17 protein-coding genes are annotated in these 16,528 nt (G+C 61.2%); 15 read left to right on the top strand and 2 right to left on the bottom strand.

What is annotated here, in order from left to right:
* Positions 1 to 6: 6 nt before the first annotated feature.
* From RQH62_RS14880 to RQH62_RS14810, 15 genes are all read left to right on the top strand, one after another.
* Positions 7 to 825, top strand: a complete 819-nt coding sequence (locus RQH62_RS14880) for an alpha/beta hydrolase (protein WP_311269519.1) — start codon at positions 7 to 9, stop codon at positions 823 to 825.
* Complete coding sequence (locus RQH62_RS14875) at positions 818 to 1,321, top strand: flavin reductase family protein (protein WP_311269518.1); 504 nt, start codon at positions 818 to 820, stop codon at positions 1,319 to 1,321. Before RQH62_RS14880 ends, RQH62_RS14875 begins: the two co-directional genes overlap by 8 nt.
* The gene (locus RQH62_RS14870; protein ID WP_311269517.1) at positions 1,318 to 2,112 is read left to right on the top strand and encodes a fumarylacetoacetate hydrolase family protein; all 795 of its coding nucleotides are present in this window, start codon (positions 1,318 to 1,320) and stop codon (positions 2,110 to 2,112) included. The genes RQH62_RS14875 and RQH62_RS14870 overlap by 4 nt, the downstream gene beginning before the upstream one ends.
* A gap of 12 nt (positions 2,113 to 2,124) precedes the next feature.
* A complete protein-coding gene (locus RQH62_RS14865) occupies positions 2,125 to 3,072 on the top strand; it encodes an acetaldehyde dehydrogenase (acetylating) (protein WP_311269516.1) in 948 nt (315 codons plus the stop codon).
* Positions 3,069 to 4,115, top strand: a complete 1,047-nt coding sequence (dmpG, locus tag RQH62_RS14860; RefSeq protein WP_311269515.1) for a 4-hydroxy-2-oxovalerate aldolase — start codon at positions 3,069 to 3,071, stop codon at positions 4,113 to 4,115. Before RQH62_RS14865 ends, dmpG begins: the two co-directional genes overlap by 4 nt.
* A 271-nt stretch (positions 4,116 to 4,386) precedes the next feature.
* On the top strand, positions 4,387 to 4,869 hold the full coding sequence (locus RQH62_RS14855; protein WP_311269514.1) for an Lrp/AsnC family transcriptional regulator: 483 nt from the start codon (positions 4,387 to 4,389) through the stop codon (positions 4,867 to 4,869).
* Positions 4,866 to 5,357, top strand: coding sequence for an Lrp/AsnC family transcriptional regulator (locus tag RQH62_RS14850; RefSeq protein WP_311269513.1), 492 nt, complete (start codon positions 4,866 to 4,868; stop codon positions 5,355 to 5,357). The genes RQH62_RS14855 and RQH62_RS14850 overlap by 4 nt, the downstream gene beginning before the upstream one ends.
* Positions 5,358 to 5,509: 152 nt before the next feature.
* Positions 5,510 to 6,280, top strand: a complete 771-nt coding sequence (locus RQH62_RS14845; RefSeq protein WP_311269512.1) for an SDR family oxidoreductase — start codon at positions 5,510 to 5,512, stop codon at positions 6,278 to 6,280.
* Positions 6,280 to 7,047 carry an SDR family oxidoreductase gene (locus tag RQH62_RS14840; protein ID WP_311269601.1) on the top strand — a complete coding sequence of 256 codons (768 nt, stop codon included), beginning with the start codon at positions 6,280 to 6,282 and terminating at the stop codon, positions 7,045 to 7,047. Before RQH62_RS14845 ends, RQH62_RS14840 begins: the two co-directional genes overlap by 1 nt.
* Before the next feature lie 268 nt (positions 7,048 to 7,315).
* Entirely contained in the window at positions 7,316 to 9,640 is a 2,325-nt protein-coding gene (locus tag RQH62_RS14835) for a TonB-dependent receptor domain-containing protein (protein WP_311269511.1), read from the top strand.
* Between the two features lie 77 nt (positions 9,641 to 9,717).
* The gene (locus RQH62_RS14830) at positions 9,718 to 10,197 is read left to right on the top strand and encodes a nuclear transport factor 2 family protein (protein WP_311269510.1); all 480 of its coding nucleotides are present in this window, start codon (positions 9,718 to 9,720) and stop codon (positions 10,195 to 10,197) included.
* Positions 10,194 to 10,481: an antibiotic biosynthesis monooxygenase gene (locus RQH62_RS14825; protein ID WP_311269509.1), complete on the top strand. Its 288-nt coding sequence runs from the start codon at positions 10,194 to 10,196 to the stop codon at positions 10,479 to 10,481. Before RQH62_RS14830 ends, RQH62_RS14825 begins: the two co-directional genes overlap by 4 nt.
* Before the next feature lie 110 nt (positions 10,482 to 10,591).
* Entirely contained in the window at positions 10,592 to 11,737 is a 1,146-nt protein-coding gene (locus RQH62_RS14820) for an NAD(P) transhydrogenase subunit alpha (protein WP_311269508.1), read from the top strand.
* 22 nt (positions 11,738 to 11,759) lie between these two features.
* Complete coding sequence (locus tag RQH62_RS14815) at positions 11,760 to 12,050, top strand: NAD(P) transhydrogenase subunit alpha (protein WP_311269507.1); 291 nt, start codon at positions 11,760 to 11,762, stop codon at positions 12,048 to 12,050.
* 4 nt (positions 12,051 to 12,054) lie between these two features.
* A complete protein-coding gene (locus RQH62_RS14810) occupies positions 12,055 to 13,452 on the top strand; it encodes an NAD(P)(+) transhydrogenase (Re/Si-specific) subunit beta (protein ID WP_311269506.1) in 1,398 nt (465 codons plus the stop codon).
* Positions 13,453 to 13,467: 15 nt separating this feature from the next.
* On the opposite strand, the gene RQH62_RS14805 is transcribed toward RQH62_RS14810, so the two are convergent.
* Positions 13,468 to 14,055 carry a malonic semialdehyde reductase gene (locus tag RQH62_RS14805; protein WP_311269505.1) on the bottom strand — a complete coding sequence of 196 codons (588 nt, stop codon included), beginning with the start codon at positions 14,053 to 14,055 and terminating at the stop codon, positions 13,468 to 13,470.
* 116 nt (positions 14,056 to 14,171) lie between these two features.
* On the bottom strand, positions 14,172 to 16,502 hold the full coding sequence (locus RQH62_RS14800) for a TonB-dependent receptor domain-containing protein (RefSeq protein WP_311269504.1): 2,331 nt from the start codon (positions 16,500 to 16,502) through the stop codon (positions 14,172 to 14,174).
* Positions 16,503 to 16,528 lie beyond the last annotated feature (26 nt).

Below are 16,528 nucleotides of genomic sequence, written 5' to 3'. Positions count from 1 at the left end.
GACGGCATGTCCAGCATGAACCTCGTGCGCAGCACATATGTGGTTTCGGGCGGCTATGAGATATCGCTTGCCGAGATCGGGCAGGGGCCGGCAGTTGTCTTCATTCATGGGAGCGGACCGGGCGCCTCGGGTGCGTCCAATTTCCGGCAGAATGCCGAAATATTCGCGGAGGCCGGCTTCCGGGTCATCCTGCCCGATATGATCGGCTACGGGGCATCGTCAAAGCCCCAGGATATCGACTACACGCTCGCGCTCTTCACTGACACGCTCAAGGAGGCGCTGGTCCAGCACGGCGTCTCCAGGGCGTTCCTCGTGGGTAATTCCCTGGGCGGCGGCGTCGCGATCCAGATGGCGCTCGATGATCCTGCCTTTGTCGATAAGCTCGTGCTGATGGCTCCGGGCTGCATTGAGGAACTCCCGATCTACTTTGCGATGCCCGGGATCGCTACGATGCGCTCGTCTTTCGGAAGTCCCGAATTCTCCGAGGCCGACCAGCGGCGACTGGGTGAGAGCCTTGTGTTCGACCCGGTGCATATTACCGATGCGCTGGTGGCTGAGCGCTTCGCGGTTGCGAAAACGCAGCCCAAGGATGTCCTGACCCGCATGAAGACGCCCAATCTGCGTCCGCGGCTGGGTGAGCTTACGGCGCCGATCCAGCTCTTCTGGGGCTTCAATGAGCGGTTCATGCCCTTGAGTGGCATCGACTATTTCATGGAATCCTGCCCGGACGTGCGCTGCACGATCTTCAACAAGGTCGGGCATTGGGTGCAGGTCGAGCGCGCCGAGGAGTTCAACCGTCAATCGATTGCGTTTCTGCGTGGCTGAGGCGCAGGCGCAGGCGCGCGAGGTCGATGTGGAGGTTGCGCAGGGCTTGCGCGGCGCGATGCGCAGGCTTGCCTCGGGTGTGGCTATCGTGACTGCGACGGGTCCGGAAGGGCCTGTCGGGATGGCCGCGACATCGATCACCTCGCTCACATTCGACCCGCCGGCAGTCCTCATATGCGTCAACCAGAGCGCAAGCCTGCATGCATGCCTCTCGCCAGGCTGCCCGATCGGGATCAGCCTGCTCGCGCGCGATCAGCGGGACGTCTCGGCCGCCTTTGGCGGTGCGGTGGCGCGAGAGGCCCGGTTCGGTGTCGGAAGCTGGTCGCATGACGGACATGGCCTGCCGATCCTGGATGATGCGCAGGCAAATCTCACATGCACGATCGATAGTATCACGCCCTACGGCACCCACAGCATCGTGATCGCGCGGGTCGAGGCGGTCAGGCTGAGCGATTTGGTCGACCCTCTCATCTATCAGGACGGAGCCTATCTGTGAGCGCCATCATCGAGAATGATCTGAATGCGACGCTGGCCGCGGAGCTGTATGCATGCCTGCGTGAGCGCCGTACGGTGCCACCGCTTGCCGCACGCCATCCTGGCCTTACCATCGATGACGCCTATGCCATCTCGCTCGCCGCTCTTGAACAGCGCGTTGCCGATGGCGAAAGGGTGGTCGGCAAGAAGATCGGCGTGACCTCCAAGGCCGTCCAGGACATGCTGGGCGTACATCAGCCCGATTTTGGTTTTCTGACCGATCGCATGTGGATCGAGGGCGACATCGATATCGAGAAGGCGGGGCTCATCCAGCCACGGGCGGAAGCCGAAATCGGTTTTCTGCTCAAGGACAGTCTCAAGGGGCCGGGCGTCACGGCAGAGCAGGTGATCGCGGCGACCGAGGCGATCATGCCGTGCTTCGAGATCGTCGACAGCCGGATCGAGAACTGGAAGATCGGGATCGTCGATACGGTGGCGGACAATGCGTCCTGCGGCGTATTCGTGCTTGGCGATGCGCGCGTCGACCCCGAGGCGCATGATTTGCCGACCCTGCATGTGACGGTGACCAAGAACGGCGCGCCGCTTTCGGAAGGCTATGGCCATGCGGTTCAGGGGTCGCCGGCAGAGGCGGTCGCTTGGCTCGCCAATACGCTGGGTGCCTATGGCGTCACGCTGGAAGCGGGCGACGTGATCCTCTCGGGCAGCCTCGTTCCGCTCGAGCCCGCTGTGGCCGGCGACGTTTTTGAAATGCAGCTGCATGGCGTCGGCGCCTGCACGGCGCGCTTCGTTTAAGGAGATCTGAATATGACGAACAAGGTCAAGGCTGCGATCATCGGGTCGGGCAATATCGGCACCGATCTCATGATCAAGATGGTCAAATATCCGCAGAATATGGAACTGGTGGCGGTTGTTGGCATCGACGAGGCCTCCGAGGGGCTCGCGATGGCGCGCGAGCGCGGCGTGGCGACAACCCATGAAGGGCTGGAAGGTCTTCAGAGGATGGATGTCTATCCCGATATCGGCATCGTGTTCGACGCAACCTCCGCCTATGCGCACAAGGTCCATGATGCGGCGCTGCGCGCGGACGGCAAGCAGGTGGTGGATTTGACGCCGGCCGCGATCGGACCCTACACGATCCCGACCGTCAATGGCGAAGCCAATCTGGAAGCGGGCAACGTCAACATGGTGACATGTGGCGGGCAGGCAACCATCCCGATGGTCGCGGCCGTCAGCCAGGTGGCGACGGTGCATTATGCCGAAATCGTGGCGTCGGTTTCGTCGCGCTCTGCGGGGCCGGGGACGCGTGCGAATATCGACGAGTTCACGCGCACCACGGCCGGAGCGATCGAGAAGGTCGGTGGCGCCGCGCAAGGCAAGGCGATCATCATCCTTAATCCAGCCGAGCCGCCCATGATCATGCGCGACACCGTATTCACGCTCTCGGAAGGCGCGGACGAGGCCACGATCCGTGCGTCGGTCGAGGCGATGGTGAAGAAGGTTCAGGCCTATGTGCCGGGCTATCGTCTCAAGCAGGAGGTGCAGTTCGAGCGGTTCGGCGACAACAACAAGCTCAAGATCCCCGGCCGTGGAGAGTTTACCGGGATCAAGACCATGATCCTGCTCGAGGTGGAAGGCGCGGGCGACTATCTGCCCAGCTACTCGGGCAATCTCGACATCATGACCGCCGCCGCCAAGGCGACCGGAGAGCTGCTGGCGCAGCGCATTGCAGAAGGAAAGAAGGTGGCGGCATGAGCAGCAAGTTCAACGTGGAAGCGGGCGACAAGCTTTACATTCAGGATGTCACGCTGCGCGACGGCATGCACGCGATCCGGCACATGTACGGCATCGACCATGTCAAGGCGATCGCCAAGGCGCTCGATGATGCCGGCGTGGACGCGATCGAGGTGGCGCATGGCGATGGTCTCAATGGTGCCAGCTTCAATTATGGCTTTGGCGCCCATACGGACTGGGAATGGCTCGAGGCCGTCGCATCGGTGCTGACGAAGTCTGTCCTGACCACGCTCATCCTCCCGGGCGTAGGCACGGTCGATGAACTGCGCCGGGCCTATGATATCGGCGTGCGATCCGTGCGCGTTGCCACGCACTGCACCGAGGCGGACGTGTCGAAGCAGCATATCGGCATCGCCCGGGACCTTGGCATGGACGTGTCGGGCTTCCTGATGATGAGCCATATGATCGAACCTGAGCATCTGGCCCAACAGGCGCTGCTCATGGAAAGCTATGGCGTGCAATGTGTCTATGTGACGGACAGTGGCGGCGCACTCGACATGGACGGTGTTACGGCGAGGCTTCAGGCTTATGACAGGGTTCTAAAGCCTGAGACCCAGCGCGGCATTCATGCCCACCATAATCTGTCTCTGGGCGTCGCCAACTCGATCGTCGCGGCCCAGGCCGGTGCCGTTCGTATCGACGCGAGTCTCACGGGGATGGGCGCGGGCGCTGGCAACGCGCCGCTCGAGGTCTTCATCGCTGCTGCGCAGCGTAAGGGCTGGAACCATGGCTGTGACGTCAACCTGCTGATGGATGCAGCCGAGGATCTGGTGCGCCCGCTCCAGGACCGGCCGGTACGCGTCGATCGCGAGACGCTCGCTCTTGGCTATGCGGGCGTCTACTCGTCCTTTCTGCGGCATGCGGAGAAGGCGGCCGAAACCTATGGCATCGATACGCGCGCTATCCTGCTCGAGCTGGGCCGGCGCAAGATGGTCGGCGGCCAGGAGGATATGATCGTAGACGTCGCACTCGATATGGTGAAGGCCAAGGCTCTCGCGAACTGAGGAAAATCAGGGGGAGAGGCGAAAAGTTGCAACTCCCCCTGGTTCCTGGAAAAGCGCAATCTTCGTAGCGTTTCTGGGCTGTCACCGCGCAAATCGGCAAGGTCACCGCCTCGGGCGATGATGGTTATGCTTGACTGCGCGCCCGGCGCGGTTATCGCTACGGCCAGCGTTGCCGAGTGGCGGGGCGCTGATGCGGAGCTTGCATATAACCGGATCATTCCTCGCGGGCAGATCTTGAGTTGATGTATTGTCCGCAGGGAGCTGAGACGGGATGCAGATCAGAAGTGGCGGGACCAGCGTGCCAGCAGCGCTTGATGCCCTGGACACGAATATTGTCGACATCCTGCGCCTGAACGGGCGCGCGACCAATCAGGAAATTGCCGAGAAGCTTTCAGTAACGGCCGCAACCGTCTCTTCCCGTCTGCAGAAGATGGAGGAGGCGCGCGTGATGCGCGTCGTCGCCGTCACCGACTTTTCCGCTTATAATTACGATCTTATCATCGCTCTTGGCGTCCGGGTACTGGGTCGTGAGGTCACTGAGGTGGCCAGCGAGCTTGCGGCCCTCGATCAGGTGCTCAGCGTCAATATCATGAGCGGCGAATATGATATGGAACTGCTCGTGGCGCTTCATGATATCGCCGAAGTGCAGAGCCTCCTTTACGAGCATATCGCGTCGATCGAAGGTGTTCTGGAAATTGACCCGGGTATCGCGGTCGATATCGTGAAATTCGAATTCAATGTGGCGCCCCTATGATCGCGAACCGACCCGAGCATATGCATCTCGATAAGCTCGATCGGGGCATTGTCGAACGTCTCGCGCGCGACGCGCGGATTTCCAACCGCGCGATTGCCGGAGAACTCGGCGTGACGGAAGGTACGATCCGTACGCGGATCAAGCGCCTGCAAAAGGAAGGGTTGATCCAGTTCACGGTCGTCACCGACTTCCGAATGGCAGGTTCACCCAATCTGTGCATGATGGGTATCGATGCCGATCCTGCGCAGGTGAAGGCGCTTGCGACAGCGCTTTCCGAGATCGAAGAGATCAATTGCGTGATCGTCATGCTCGGGCGTTACAGCCTTCTTGCGATGGGGCTTTTTACCAGCATCGAGCAGCTTAACGAGGTAGTGAATGATCGCGTTCGTACCTTGCCAGGCGTGCGCAAGGTGCACCCATCCATCTCGGTCTATAATATGAAATATGAGGCCGGGATTGCGAAGATCACGCCGCGGCCGGAAAGCTGAGGCTCGAGGTTGCGCCTCGAAATGCGGATTTCAATGTCTAATGGCTCCGCAAAATTATAATATTTCTTGACGATTTTGCCGATTTGCGTTCATTTCTCTCCTGATTGGTGCGAGCCCATATCTCTCGCACCGGATAGGTGCGGGAGAGGAATGTGGAAAAATCCGATGGCAAGGTCGCCCTTGTAACGGGGGGGACGCGCGGTATCGGCGCGGCGATCACGCGGCGCCTTCTGGAAGAGGGCTATCTGGTCGCTATCTGCGGTCGCAACCCTCCCGAATCACCCGTCACGGGCGGTGGCCGCGAGGCAGAATTTCATGCCGCCGATATTCGCAATGCCGAAGAGGCCACGGCGCTTATTGAAGCGATCGTTGGCAGGTATGGGCGCCTTGACCTGGTCGTAAATAACGCGGGTGGTTCGCCGCACGCTCATGCAGCTTCTGCCAGTCCGCGCTTTTCGGAGCGCATCATCCAGCTCAACCTCCTGGCGCCTCTGCACATAGCGACCGCCGCTTTTACGCATCTGAGCGTTACGAACGGATCGATCGTCAACATCTGCAGCGTGAGCGCGGTACGACCCTCGCCAGGAACGGCAGCCTATGGTGCTGCCAAGGCCGGTCTGCTCAGCCTGACGACCTCCCTGGCGCAGGAGTGGGGGCCGCAGGTTCGGGTCAATGCCATCATCGTGGGCCTCATCGAGACGGAGAATACGGCGGCGACCTATGGCAGCGAAGCGGCGCAGGCCCGCATCGCTGCATCCGTGCCGTTGAAGCGGCTGGGGCGCGGTGAGGATATTGCCGAGGCCGTCCTCTTTCTGGGATCGCCGGCCGCGCGCTATGTGAGCGGTGCGCGCCTTGATGTCCATGGTGGCGGAGAGCGACCACTCTTCCTCCAGATCGTGGAGGATGAGGCGCGCGGGGCGTGATGCTTGCCCCTCGTTTAGGCCTGCCGGCGACGGCTGTCATCGTCACTGGCGGCGCATCGGGCATTGGCCTGGCGACGGCCCATGCGTTGGCGGCAGTCGGTCGGCGCGTCGCCATCTGGGATGTCGACAAGGAAGGCGGGATCACAGCGGCTGCGCATATTCGCGAAACCTGGGGGGTGCCCGCTCTCGCGCAGGAAATCGACCTGCTGGATCTCATGAGCATCGGTCCCGCCGCTGATACCACGCGCGCAACTCTCGGGCCGATCGGCGGACTGGTGCATTCGGCAGGAACCGCGCAACCAACGGGGCTGGATGGTCTCACCGAGGCAGCCTGGACAAGAGGGATTGACCTCCATGTGCGTGCGCTGGCTTTCACCGCGAAGGCGCTGAGAAGCGAAATGCGCATGGCGGGGGGGAGCGCGATCGTTGCCGTTGCTTCCATCAACGCGCATCTCGGCAATGGACTGATCCCGATTTATACGGCGGCAAAAGGGGCAATCCTCTCGCTGGTACGTGCGCTGGCCGATGAACTCGCTGCAGATGGCATCCGAGTGAACAGTGTCAGTCCAGGAATGATCGACACGCCCATGCTGGCCTCGGATCGCGACGCCATGGCCGAGAGATTCGGCAAGCGGATCCTTCTTGGACGACTGGGGCAGGCTGACGAGGTTGCGCGGACCATCCGCTTCCTGTTGTCCGAGGAGGCAAGCTACGTGACAGGCGCCGAACTGGTGGTCGATGGCGGCAATATCTGCTCGCAGCGATAGACTGGCGTCTGAGTTAAGCTGAGTATTGAGGCGTAATCTCCTGCGCGTGGACGCCTGTCTGGCGGTATGGAATGCCCAGCGTAGGGGCGGGCGAAGGGAGGTCTTCTCAATTCGGTGGAAGCGTAGCAAAATTCCCACACAATACGCATTGAAGGCATAAATAGGCATATTGGCGTTGATATGCGTTTTCAAATGCCATAACGGCTTCTCTATCAATAAGGGCGAAGCGACCAAGCAGCGTCGCTTCCATTTTTGGGGAGGAACTGAGATGCTTCGCACACTTCTGCTGACTGGCGCGGCCTGCTGCCCGCTGATCGCTTATGCACAGGACGCTGCACCAGTTCAGGCACAGGCTGATGGTCAGTCAGGCGGTTCCGCCGATACGGGCGGGCTGGGTGACATCGTCGTTACCGCGCAGCGCCGCGAGCAGCGGCTTCAGGATGTCCCGGTCGCGGTCAGCGCGTTCAACAGCGAGGCGCTGGCGGCGCGCAACATCACCAGCCTTTCGGGCGTCGAAGGCCTGGCGCCCAATGTGAAGTTCACCAGCGCTGCGGGCTATCAGAGCTACTCCGCCGTGGCGATCCGCGGTGCCTATGAGCTTAACACCGCACCCTTCTATGACCAGCCGACCGGCGTCTACATCGACGGCGTCTTCATCGGAAAGGCGCAGGGCTCGATCTTCGATATCGCCGATATCGCCTCGATCGAGATTCTTCGCGGTCCGCAGGGGACCTTGTTCGGCCGCAACACGCTGGCCGGCGCAGTCAATATCACGACCCGCAAGCCCAGCGGAAACCTGCAGGGCACGTTTGAGGCCGGCGTCGGGAGCTTTGGTCTGCATCGAGTGCGCGCAAGCGTCGACCTGCCGCGCGTCGGCCCGCTCAGCGTCAATGTTTCCGGTCTCATCACAGCGCGCGATGGTTATTTCAAGAACCGCTCGACGCCCTATGGCAGTGCATCGAGCATTCTGCCGTTGCAACCGGCAACCACGGATGATTTCAATGCGGCCAAGAGTGCATCCTTCCGCGTCGCCGCCAAGCTGGACCTGGCCGACAATCTGACGGCGAACTACAGCTTCGACTATAGCCGCGTCCGCAATCGCCCGGGCATGGCGCAGCTCACCCGCATTGGCGAGGGTGGGATATTCGATCCCGCTTCCGCCTCCTATGTGGGCGTCCCCATCTATCTCTATGTTCGTCCTGATCGGGTGAAGACCGGCTATTATAATGGCTCGGTGAACAACCAGGAACTGCATGACGATGTGAACACCTATGGGCACGCACTGACGATCGATTGGGATCTGGGCGGCGCTTCGGTGAAGTCGATCAGCGCCTATCGTCATCAGCGCTACTCGAATGCACTCGATCTTGACGGAACGCCCTATCCGCTGGCCAGCGCCGCATTGGACTCGCGCTACAAGTCCTTCTCGCAGGAACTGCAGCTGACCGGGAAGATCGGCGATACGATCAATTACACCGGTGGCGTCTATTATTTCTGGGATGATGGTGCGGTTACCGACAACCCGTTTCAGGCTTTTGGCGGAGCACCTTCCATTTCCCGATATGGCTTTGGTACTTCGGCATTCGCTGTTTACGGGCAGGCGGACTGGAGCCCTGCGGCTCTCGAGGGCCTGACTGTCACGCTCGGCGGGCGCTACAGCACGGAGCGCAAAGACACGGATCGCGTCTTCGCCGCGAACGACATCGCGCCTATCAGCTACATCATTCCGCCCGGGACGACGGCTGCAAAGCGGTTCAATTCGTTCACGCCGACCGCGATCCTTAGTTACAAGATCAACCGGGATGTGAACGTCTACGCCAAATATGCCAAGGGCTTCAAAAGTGGCGGCTTTGGTGGCGAAGCCGCTACGATCGAGGAAGCGGTGCGGCCCTTCCAGCCCGAAACCGTCGATACCTTCGAAGTTGGCCTGAAGTCGGAGCTGTTCGATCGTCGCTTGCGTCTCAACCTTGCGGCCTTCTGGAACGAGCGCAAGGACATGCAGCTTTCTGTGTTCACGGGCTTCGTGGGCGGATTGGCGCAGACCTCGATCCGCAATGCCGGCGCGGCGCGGGTAAGGGGCTTTGAGGCGGAAATGCTGGCCCGTCCGGTCGACTGGTTCACGCTGCAGGCCTCACTTGGCTATCTCGACGGCAAGTTCAAGACTTTGCTGGAGGCTAACCCGGCTGATCCTTCGGGGCCGCCAATCAACGTCGCTGATGATCGGGAATTTCCTGTCGTTCCGCGCTGGACCTGGAGCCTTTCTCCCGATGTACGCTTGGCGACTTTCGGCGATGCTGAGCTGCATCTGATCGTCGATTACAGCCACTCGGCGCGCTCTTTCCAGGGAGCCTATGACCCGGCAACCGCGCGCGCGGCGCCGCTCGATGGATATGATGTCGTCGATGCTCGGCTGAGGCTTTCGGACGTGGCACTCAATGGCACGAAAGTGGCGTTGTCGGCATGGATGAAGAATATCACCAACGAGAAGTATCGCGTTGGCGGGTTCGACTTCGGACAGGCGTTCGGCAACCTGACCGTCGGCTATTTCAATCCCCCGCGCACGTTCGGGGCGGACGCAACGATCTCCTTCTGATCGGATCAGGGTCTGCTGGACCGGCCTTTTGAGCAAGGCCGGTCCAGCAGGATCAGACAGGGCTCAGGGGTGAGCGCATGGGTGACAAAGCTTTGACGAGGCTTGAGGCCGAACATCATATCCAGCGCGCCTATTACGAATATGCACGCGCGCTTGATATGCGCGACTGGCCAGCGCTTGACCGTGTTTTTACACAAGACTGCGACGCGCGATACGGGGCGGATGCTCACCTGCAGGGCCGGGAAGCGATCGTTTCTGCTATTCGGCGCTATCTCGACAATTGCGGTCCAAGCCAGCACATGATCAGTAATATCGTCGTTGACGCGGACGGAGATTGCCTCGTCAGCCATGCCGCCGTGCGGGCCATCCATAGGGCGCGCGACGATAATCGGGTTTTCGAGAGCGTTGCGCGATATTCCGGCCGCTGGATAGCGGACCAGCAGGGATGGCGGGCCTGCGTATGGCGCATGGATGTCGGCTTCAATCATGGCGATCCGACCGTCCTGGGATTGCCGGCATCTGCTGACGTCGTTCAAGACGAAGGAGACGGTTCATGATAATCCAATCCTACGCCCTGCGGACGGCTGCCGATACGAAGGCAGATTGCCTTGCCGTCTTGTCCGAGCTCGCGGCCCTGCTGAAGGCATCTGAAGGATGCCGGGATGCTCTGATTCTCCAGAGCAGGGATGACGAACGCGACGTTGGCTTTCTCGAATTCTGGGCCGATGACGCGGCGCGATTGGCGGCAGGTATGTCGATACCCAAGGAGCTGATGGGGCGCTTGATGAGCGCGCTTGAAGGGCGTCCGGGCATACGATCCTACGAAGCCGTTTCAGGCTAGATGCCATGTGTCGCGCCAGGAGCGCCGACATGCCTTTTCACGGGCACCATCCGATTGATGGTCAAAGAGCCTCGCAGTCCAAATTGTGAAGGAAAGCGGAGAGTATACAAATGTTAGTTATCGCGGCGGTCGCAGAGCGTGCCGACAATGAGCATCGTGTCGCGTTGACGCCTTCTGCGGTGGCGCGTTTCGCCAAGCTTGGCTTACGGTCCGTCATAGAGGGTGGGGCAGGAGCACGCGGCGGGTTTGCCGATGTTGACTATGCGCAGCAAGGCGCTGAGATTTCATCGCGAGAAGAGGTCCTCGCCAAAGCTGATATCCTGCTTGCAATACGTCCGCCCCAGATCGAAAGTGTCGCAGGTCTGCGACCTGGCACCAAGCTGATCGGTGGCCTCGCGCCTTATACCGATCCCGGGCGGCTCAAGGGTTATGCCGGTCTCGGCATCGAAGCGATGGCGCTGGAATTGCTGCCGCGCACGACGCGTGCGCAGGCGATGGACATCCTGTCGAGCCAGGCCAATCTGGCCGGCTACCATGCAGTGGCGCGGGCGGCCACAGCGCTCAACCGTTGTCTGCCGATGATGACGACGGCGGCGGGATCGATCCCGGCAGCCAGGGCCTTCATCATGGGCGTAGGCGTCGCCGGTTTGCAAGCGATCGCGACCGCGCGGCGGCTGGGCGCAGTGGTTTCCGCCACGGACGTGCGGCCCGAGGTGCGCGAACAGATCCAGTCGCTCGGCGCCAAGCCGGTGTTCGAGGAAGTGCGCGAGGGCGACGAGATCACCAAGGCGGCCGGCGGCTATGCCGGCGAGATGAGCGAGAGCTATCGCCAGCGCCAGGCAGCGCTGGTGTCGGGCCATATCGCCAACCAGGATATTGTCGTCACCACGGCGCTGATCCCTGGCCGTCCCGCGCCGCGCCTGATTTCTGACGCGCAGATCGCGTCGATGAAGCCGGGCAGCGTGATCGTCGATCTGGCGGCGGAAAATGGCGGCAATGTCGAGGGTGTCGTCGCCGGCGACATGGTGGAGCGGCACGGCGTGCTGCTGATAGGCCTCACCGATGGGGCGTCGCGCCTGGCGGTCGATGCGTCGAACCTGTTCGCGCGCAACTGCTATAATTTTATCGAGGCCTATTGGGACAAGAAGGAGAAGGTCCTGTCCATGCCGGCCGACGATCAGCTGGTCGAAGCTGTGACTCTGACGCGGGGCGGCGTCGTCGTTCATCCGCGTTTCGCGCAGATGCAGGCTGCCTGATCCATCTAGGGGGGACATTTAGATGACCGCGCTCAATCCCGACTATCTGTTCGTTTTCATTCTGGCGGCCTTTCTGGGCTTCCAGCTCATCAAGAAAGTGTCGCCGCTGCTGCACTCACCGTTGATGAGCCTCACCAACGCGATCGCCGCCGTGGTGATCGTGGGTGCCATCTCCATCACCGGTGAGGAAGGCGCGACGCCGCTCGCCAAGACGCTGGGCTTCATCGCCGTCTTCTGCGCCACGGTGAATCTGGTCAGCGGCTTCATGATCACGGACCGCATGCTCAAGATGTTCAAGCGCAAGGAGGGCTGAGACCATGCACGCTTTCGTCCCCTTCGCGGCGATCGTCGCGTCCGCTCTGTTCATCCTTTCGCTGATGTGGATGAGCCACCCCACCACTGCCCGGCGCGGCGTGCGCGCCGGCGAGATTGGCATGGTGATCGCCATCATCGGCGCGCTCGTCAGCCATGAGGTGGTCAGCTATGATCTGATCCTGATCGCGATGGTCGCGGGCGCGGCGGCGGGTATCCCGATGGCGCTGCTGATGCCGATGACCGCCATTCCGCAGCGGACCGCGATCAGCCACGCCTTCGGTGCGCTCGCCGTGGGCCTGATCGGGGCGGCGGAGTTCTACAAGCACGCCCATGCGCAATATGGCGGCGGCTTCGTGATGTGGGCGCTCATGTTCGAGATGCTGCTGGGCTTCCTGACCTGCACCGCGTCGGTCGTGGCGTTCGGCAAGTTGCAGGAAATCCTGCCGACCAAGGCGCTGGTCTTTTCCGGGCAGCGGGTGGTGAATGGCCTTGTCGCGCTGGCCACCGTGGTGATCGCGGCGATGCTGGCGATAGACCCAACGCAGACGGTGCTGTTCCCTGTCTTCGTGGCGCTGGCGCTGCTGTTCGGCGTGCTGCTGGTGATCCCGATCGGCGGCGCGGACATGCCGACCGTCATCGCGCTGCTCAACAGCTATGCGGGCCTGGCCGCGTCGGCGATGGGCTTTGCGCTCGGCAACAAGCTGTTGATCGTGGCGGGTGCGCTGGACGGGGCTTCGGGCTTCATCCTGGCTGTCATCATGTGCAAGGCGATGAATCGCAGCTTCGCCAACGTCATGTTCGGCGGCTTCGGATCGGCCCCGGCTGGTAGCGCGGGCGGCAAGGACGACCGGGTCGTGCGCTCCGCCTCGGCCGAGGAAGCGGCAATGCAGCTGGAGAATGCCGCAAGCGTCGTCGTCATCCCTGGTTACGGCATGGCGGTGGCGCAGGCGCAGCACAAGGTCAGCGAGCTGTATCAGGCGCTCACCAGGAAGGGCGTGGACGTGAAGTTTGCGATCCACCCCGTCGCAGGCCGCATGCCCGGCCATATGAACGTGCTGCTGGCCGAGGCGAACGTGCCCTATGAGCAACTGATCGAACTGGACGACATTAATCCCGACCTGCCGCAGACCGACGTGGCGCTCATCATCGGAGCGAACGACACGATCAACCCGTCGGCGCGCGACGATCCCGACAGCGCAATCGCGGGCATGCCGATCATCGAAGCGGATCGCGCGCGTTCGGTCTTCGTGATCAAGCGGAGCATGAACGCCGGGTTCGCCGGGATCGACAATCCAATCTATTATAACAGCAATACCCAGATGCTGTTCGGCGACGCAAAGGACATGGTCGGTACTATCGCCAAGGAACTGGCGGGCGGCGGATCAGGCCTTGGACATTGATCAGTGGAACGCAAATCACAGGATCTTGCAGGCTTCTTCAAAGGCGAGACGAGGAAGACGCGCTAAGGGTTGGTCCTCACCATGCCCCAGAGCGCAAAGGAAATTGGACTTGATGGCCGTTCCGGCAAAGAAGTCCGCATCCAGCGCCTCGTGGTCGAAGCCGGACATCGGACCGCAATCAAGGCCAAGAGATCGAGCCGCCAGTATCAGATAGGCGCCCTGCAGCGTTCCGTTACGAAAAGCGGTGTCTTTCTGAACTTGCGGGTCGGAGAACCAGTGTCGCGCACCCGGATTATGGGGGAAGAGCTGAGGCATATGATCTGTGAAGTTCAGGTCATGCGCAACAATCACGATGGCGGATGCAGCAAGGCTCTTGCTCGCATTTGTGGCTGACATATGTTTCGCGACGCGGCTCTTTGCCGCCTCGCTCGTGCAGAAAAGGAAGCGGGCGGGCGAAACGTTGGCGGAAGTCGGCCCCATTTTCAACATATCGTAGAGATCGCGCCAGATACGATCGGGAAGGGGCTCCCTGCTCCACGCATTGCGGGAGCGGGCCGCGTAGAAGAGCTGTGCGATGGCGGGCGGATCGAGACTGTCAGGCACGAACGAATGTCTCCGGGACGATGTTGTTGGGTAGGGCAGCCTTTGGCCCCTATGAAGGAGGGACTGAAAAAGTCTCCCAGACGAGGTTGGCTTCGTCTGGGAGCAGGGGAGGCTCGTTAGAACGCCATGGAGGCGTCGATCCCATAGGTGCGCGGCCTGTTGAAGCTTGCAGCGACGAAGCCGCTGATGTCGGACGCATATTGCACGACGCGCTTGTTGAAGAGATTCTGGCCCCAGGCAGAGAGCTTGACCTTGCTACCGGCTATTGGGAGATCGAGGAGCGAAACACGCCCGTTGACGATCCAGTGCGCCTGGGAGGTCGCAGCCCGGTCCAGGGCCGGATCGGCGAAGGGGATCAGCACGAAGCGCACGTCGCTGCGATAGCTTGCATCGAGCTGGAAAGAGAGACGTGCTCCGTTTGCCATAGGCCTTGTCTCGAAGCTCGCATTGGGTGCGAAGGTCATTTTCGGCGTTTGCTGCCGGACCGCGATGTCGGAAATGTCTTCAGGCGTTCCGGTCGCGGCCGTTGAGATATATTTGCGATAGTCGAAGTCGAGGAGGCCGAGATTGGCACCGACTTGCAGACCCTCGACGGGTGCCAGCACCAGTTCTGCCTCAAGCCCGCGAATGCGCGCTTTGCCGGCATTTTCGAAGTTGAGGACGGTCGTGAACACCGAGACCTGGAGATCGTCATAGTCGGCAAGGAAGGCGGCGAGGTTCAGGCGCAAGCGATTATCCCAAAGCTGGCTTTTTACGCCTGCCTCATAGGAGATGAGCTTCTCGGCACCGAAGGGCTTTCCGTTATAGATGCCGCCGGAGAGATAGCCGGTTCCGGCTTTGGCGTAGAGCATGATATCGGGCGTTGCCTGGAATTCGCCAACCACCTGCCAGGTCAGTTGGTCAAAGGAGGCCGAGCCCTTCGCGGCCGGCGTCGCGAGATAGTTGATCTCGCGACGCTTGTCCCAGGTCTGGCGCGCGCCGGCAGTCAGCGTGAACCGATCGGAGATCCTGAAGCTTCCTTGCGCAAACAGTGCGAAGGATCGGTTGGTGACCCTGGCATCGGCAAATTGATCGCTGGCCGTAACCGGGACAGGCTCTCCCTGCGGAGGGAATGTCTTGAAGAACTGGACAGGGTTATAGTCGCGCCCGTGCTCCTCGAAAAAGAAGGCTCCAGCGACCCAGTTGAAGCGATCGGACTTCCCCAGCATTTGAAACTCGTTCGAATATTGATGCTGTTTGCGACGCGATATCGCGTTGAGAACCGAGAAGTCGTTGCCGGTGCCGCCAAAGGGGTCGATGAGCTTGTTGCCATCGAAGCTGTTTCCGTAACTCACCGTCTCAAGTCGACGATAGGCAGTGATGTTCTTGATCGTGACGGCGTCGCTTGCCTCATAGGCGAGGGTGAGGCTGTGCCCTTGGGCGCGCAGCCTATCGGTGCCGCGCTGGGGATCATAGATCGCTGAAAGTGGGCTTGTGCTCACCACGTTCGTGCCGCCAAGGCCCGGTTGAAGCGAAAAGATATACTGGACCGTGCCGCCAAGCGGATTGCTGCCTGGGACGTCTGCCGACCCCCGAAAGCCTATAGCCTGCATGCCAAGCTGTGACCCGCGAAAGTCAGTGAAATCGAATTTATAGTCCGCTGTGAGCGGGCCGCCGGAGTCATGCCGTACAGCCACGAAGACAGAATCCACATTTTCCGCGCCCAGTGTGTCGGCTGCTCTGCTTGTACCGATCCTGCCTCCGGTGCCAGGCCCGTAATTCCGCTCAACCCCGGCGGCCAGGTTTCTGACATAGCCATCGACTTCGCGATGGGCATAGGTAACAGATGCCTTGAAGCCTGCGACTTCGGGCAAGTCTATGCGGGTGCGGCTGCGGACTTCATCATAGCGTCCATAGGTGAGGTCCTGACGCACGCCGAACTCGCCGGTGGGACCGCGCGTGATGAAATTGACTGCCCCGCCTGTGGTGTTCCGCCCGAACAGGGTGCCCTGCGGACCGCGCAATACCTCGATGCGCTCGATGTCGGCGATATCGAAAAGGCTGCCGGACGAGCGTCCAAGATAGACACCATCGATGTATATGCTCACGCCATTGTCGATCTGCGCTGCGGTTTCGCCTCCCAGGACGCCGCGAAGCGAGAAGGAGGGAAGCGCTGCATTGCTGGGTTGGCGAAGCACCTGAAAATTCGGCACGACACTGCCAAGACCCGCCACGCTGGTGATACGCTGGTTTTCAAGCGCCTCGCTTGTCAGTGCCGTGACGGCCACAGGAACCCGCTGAAGATTTTCCTCCCGCTTCTGCGCCGTGACCACAATATCCTGCAGTCCGACCGGATCCTGCGGCGTCGTCTGTGCCTGGGCCAGCCCCGACAGACTCATTACCACCATCGAGCAGATGCTCGCGCCTTGCTTCGCGTGCGTTGCAAGCACATCCTTCTTGTTGGTCATCTTCCCCTCCATCCTATATTTGTCTG

Source organism: Sphingobium sp. WCS2017Hpa-17, assembly GCF_031843765.1.
Classification (GTDB): Bacteria; Pseudomonadota; Alphaproteobacteria; order Sphingomonadales; family Sphingomonadaceae; genus Sphingobium.
The sequence above is the reverse complement of the archived record's forward strand: the minus strand, read 5'-3'. Positions and strand labels throughout refer to the sequence as shown.

Bases quoted from the DNA above. Each gene is read 5' to 3' on its own strand.
- RQH62_RS14810 (WP_311269506.1), top strand. From the start codon at position 12,055: ATGCACGCTTTCGTCCCCTTCGCGGCGATCGTCGCGTCCGCTCTGTTC.
- RQH62_RS14815 (WP_311269507.1), top strand. From the start codon at position 11,760: ATGACCGCGCTCAATCCCGACTATCTGTTCGTTTTCATTCTGGCGGCC.
- dmpG (WP_311269515.1), top strand. From the start codon at position 3,069: ATGAGCAGCAAGTTCAACGTGGAAGCGGGCGACAAGCTTTACATTCAG.
- RQH62_RS14855 (WP_311269514.1), top strand. From the start codon at position 4,387: ATGCAGATCAGAAGTGGCGGGACCAGCGTGCCAGCAGCGCTTGATGCC.
- RQH62_RS14865 (WP_311269516.1), top strand. From the start codon at position 2,125: ATGACGAACAAGGTCAAGGCTGCGATCATCGGGTCGGGCAATATCGGC.
- RQH62_RS14820 (WP_311269508.1), top strand. From the start codon at position 10,592: ATGTTAGTTATCGCGGCGGTCGCAGAGCGTGCCGACAATGAGCATCGT.
- RQH62_RS14800 (WP_311269504.1), bottom strand. From the start codon at position 16,502: ATGACCAACAAGAAGGATGTGCTTGCAACGCACGCGAAGCAAGGCGCG.
- RQH62_RS14850 (WP_311269513.1), top strand. From the start codon at position 4,866: ATGATCGCGAACCGACCCGAGCATATGCATCTCGATAAGCTCGATCGG.
- RQH62_RS14825 (WP_311269509.1), top strand. From the start codon at position 10,194: ATGATAATCCAATCCTACGCCCTGCGGACGGCTGCCGATACGAAGGCA.
- RQH62_RS14830 (WP_311269510.1), top strand. From the start codon at position 9,718: ATGGGTGACAAAGCTTTGACGAGGCTTGAGGCCGAACATCATATCCAG.
- RQH62_RS14840 (WP_311269601.1), top strand. From the start codon at position 6,280: ATGCTTGCCCCTCGTTTAGGCCTGCCGGCGACGGCTGTCATCGTCACT.
- RQH62_RS14835 (WP_311269511.1), top strand. From the start codon at position 7,316: ATGCTTCGCACACTTCTGCTGACTGGCGCGGCCTGCTGCCCGCTGATC.
- RQH62_RS14880 (WP_311269519.1), top strand. From the start codon at position 7: ATGTCCAGCATGAACCTCGTGCGCAGCACATATGTGGTTTCGGGCGGC.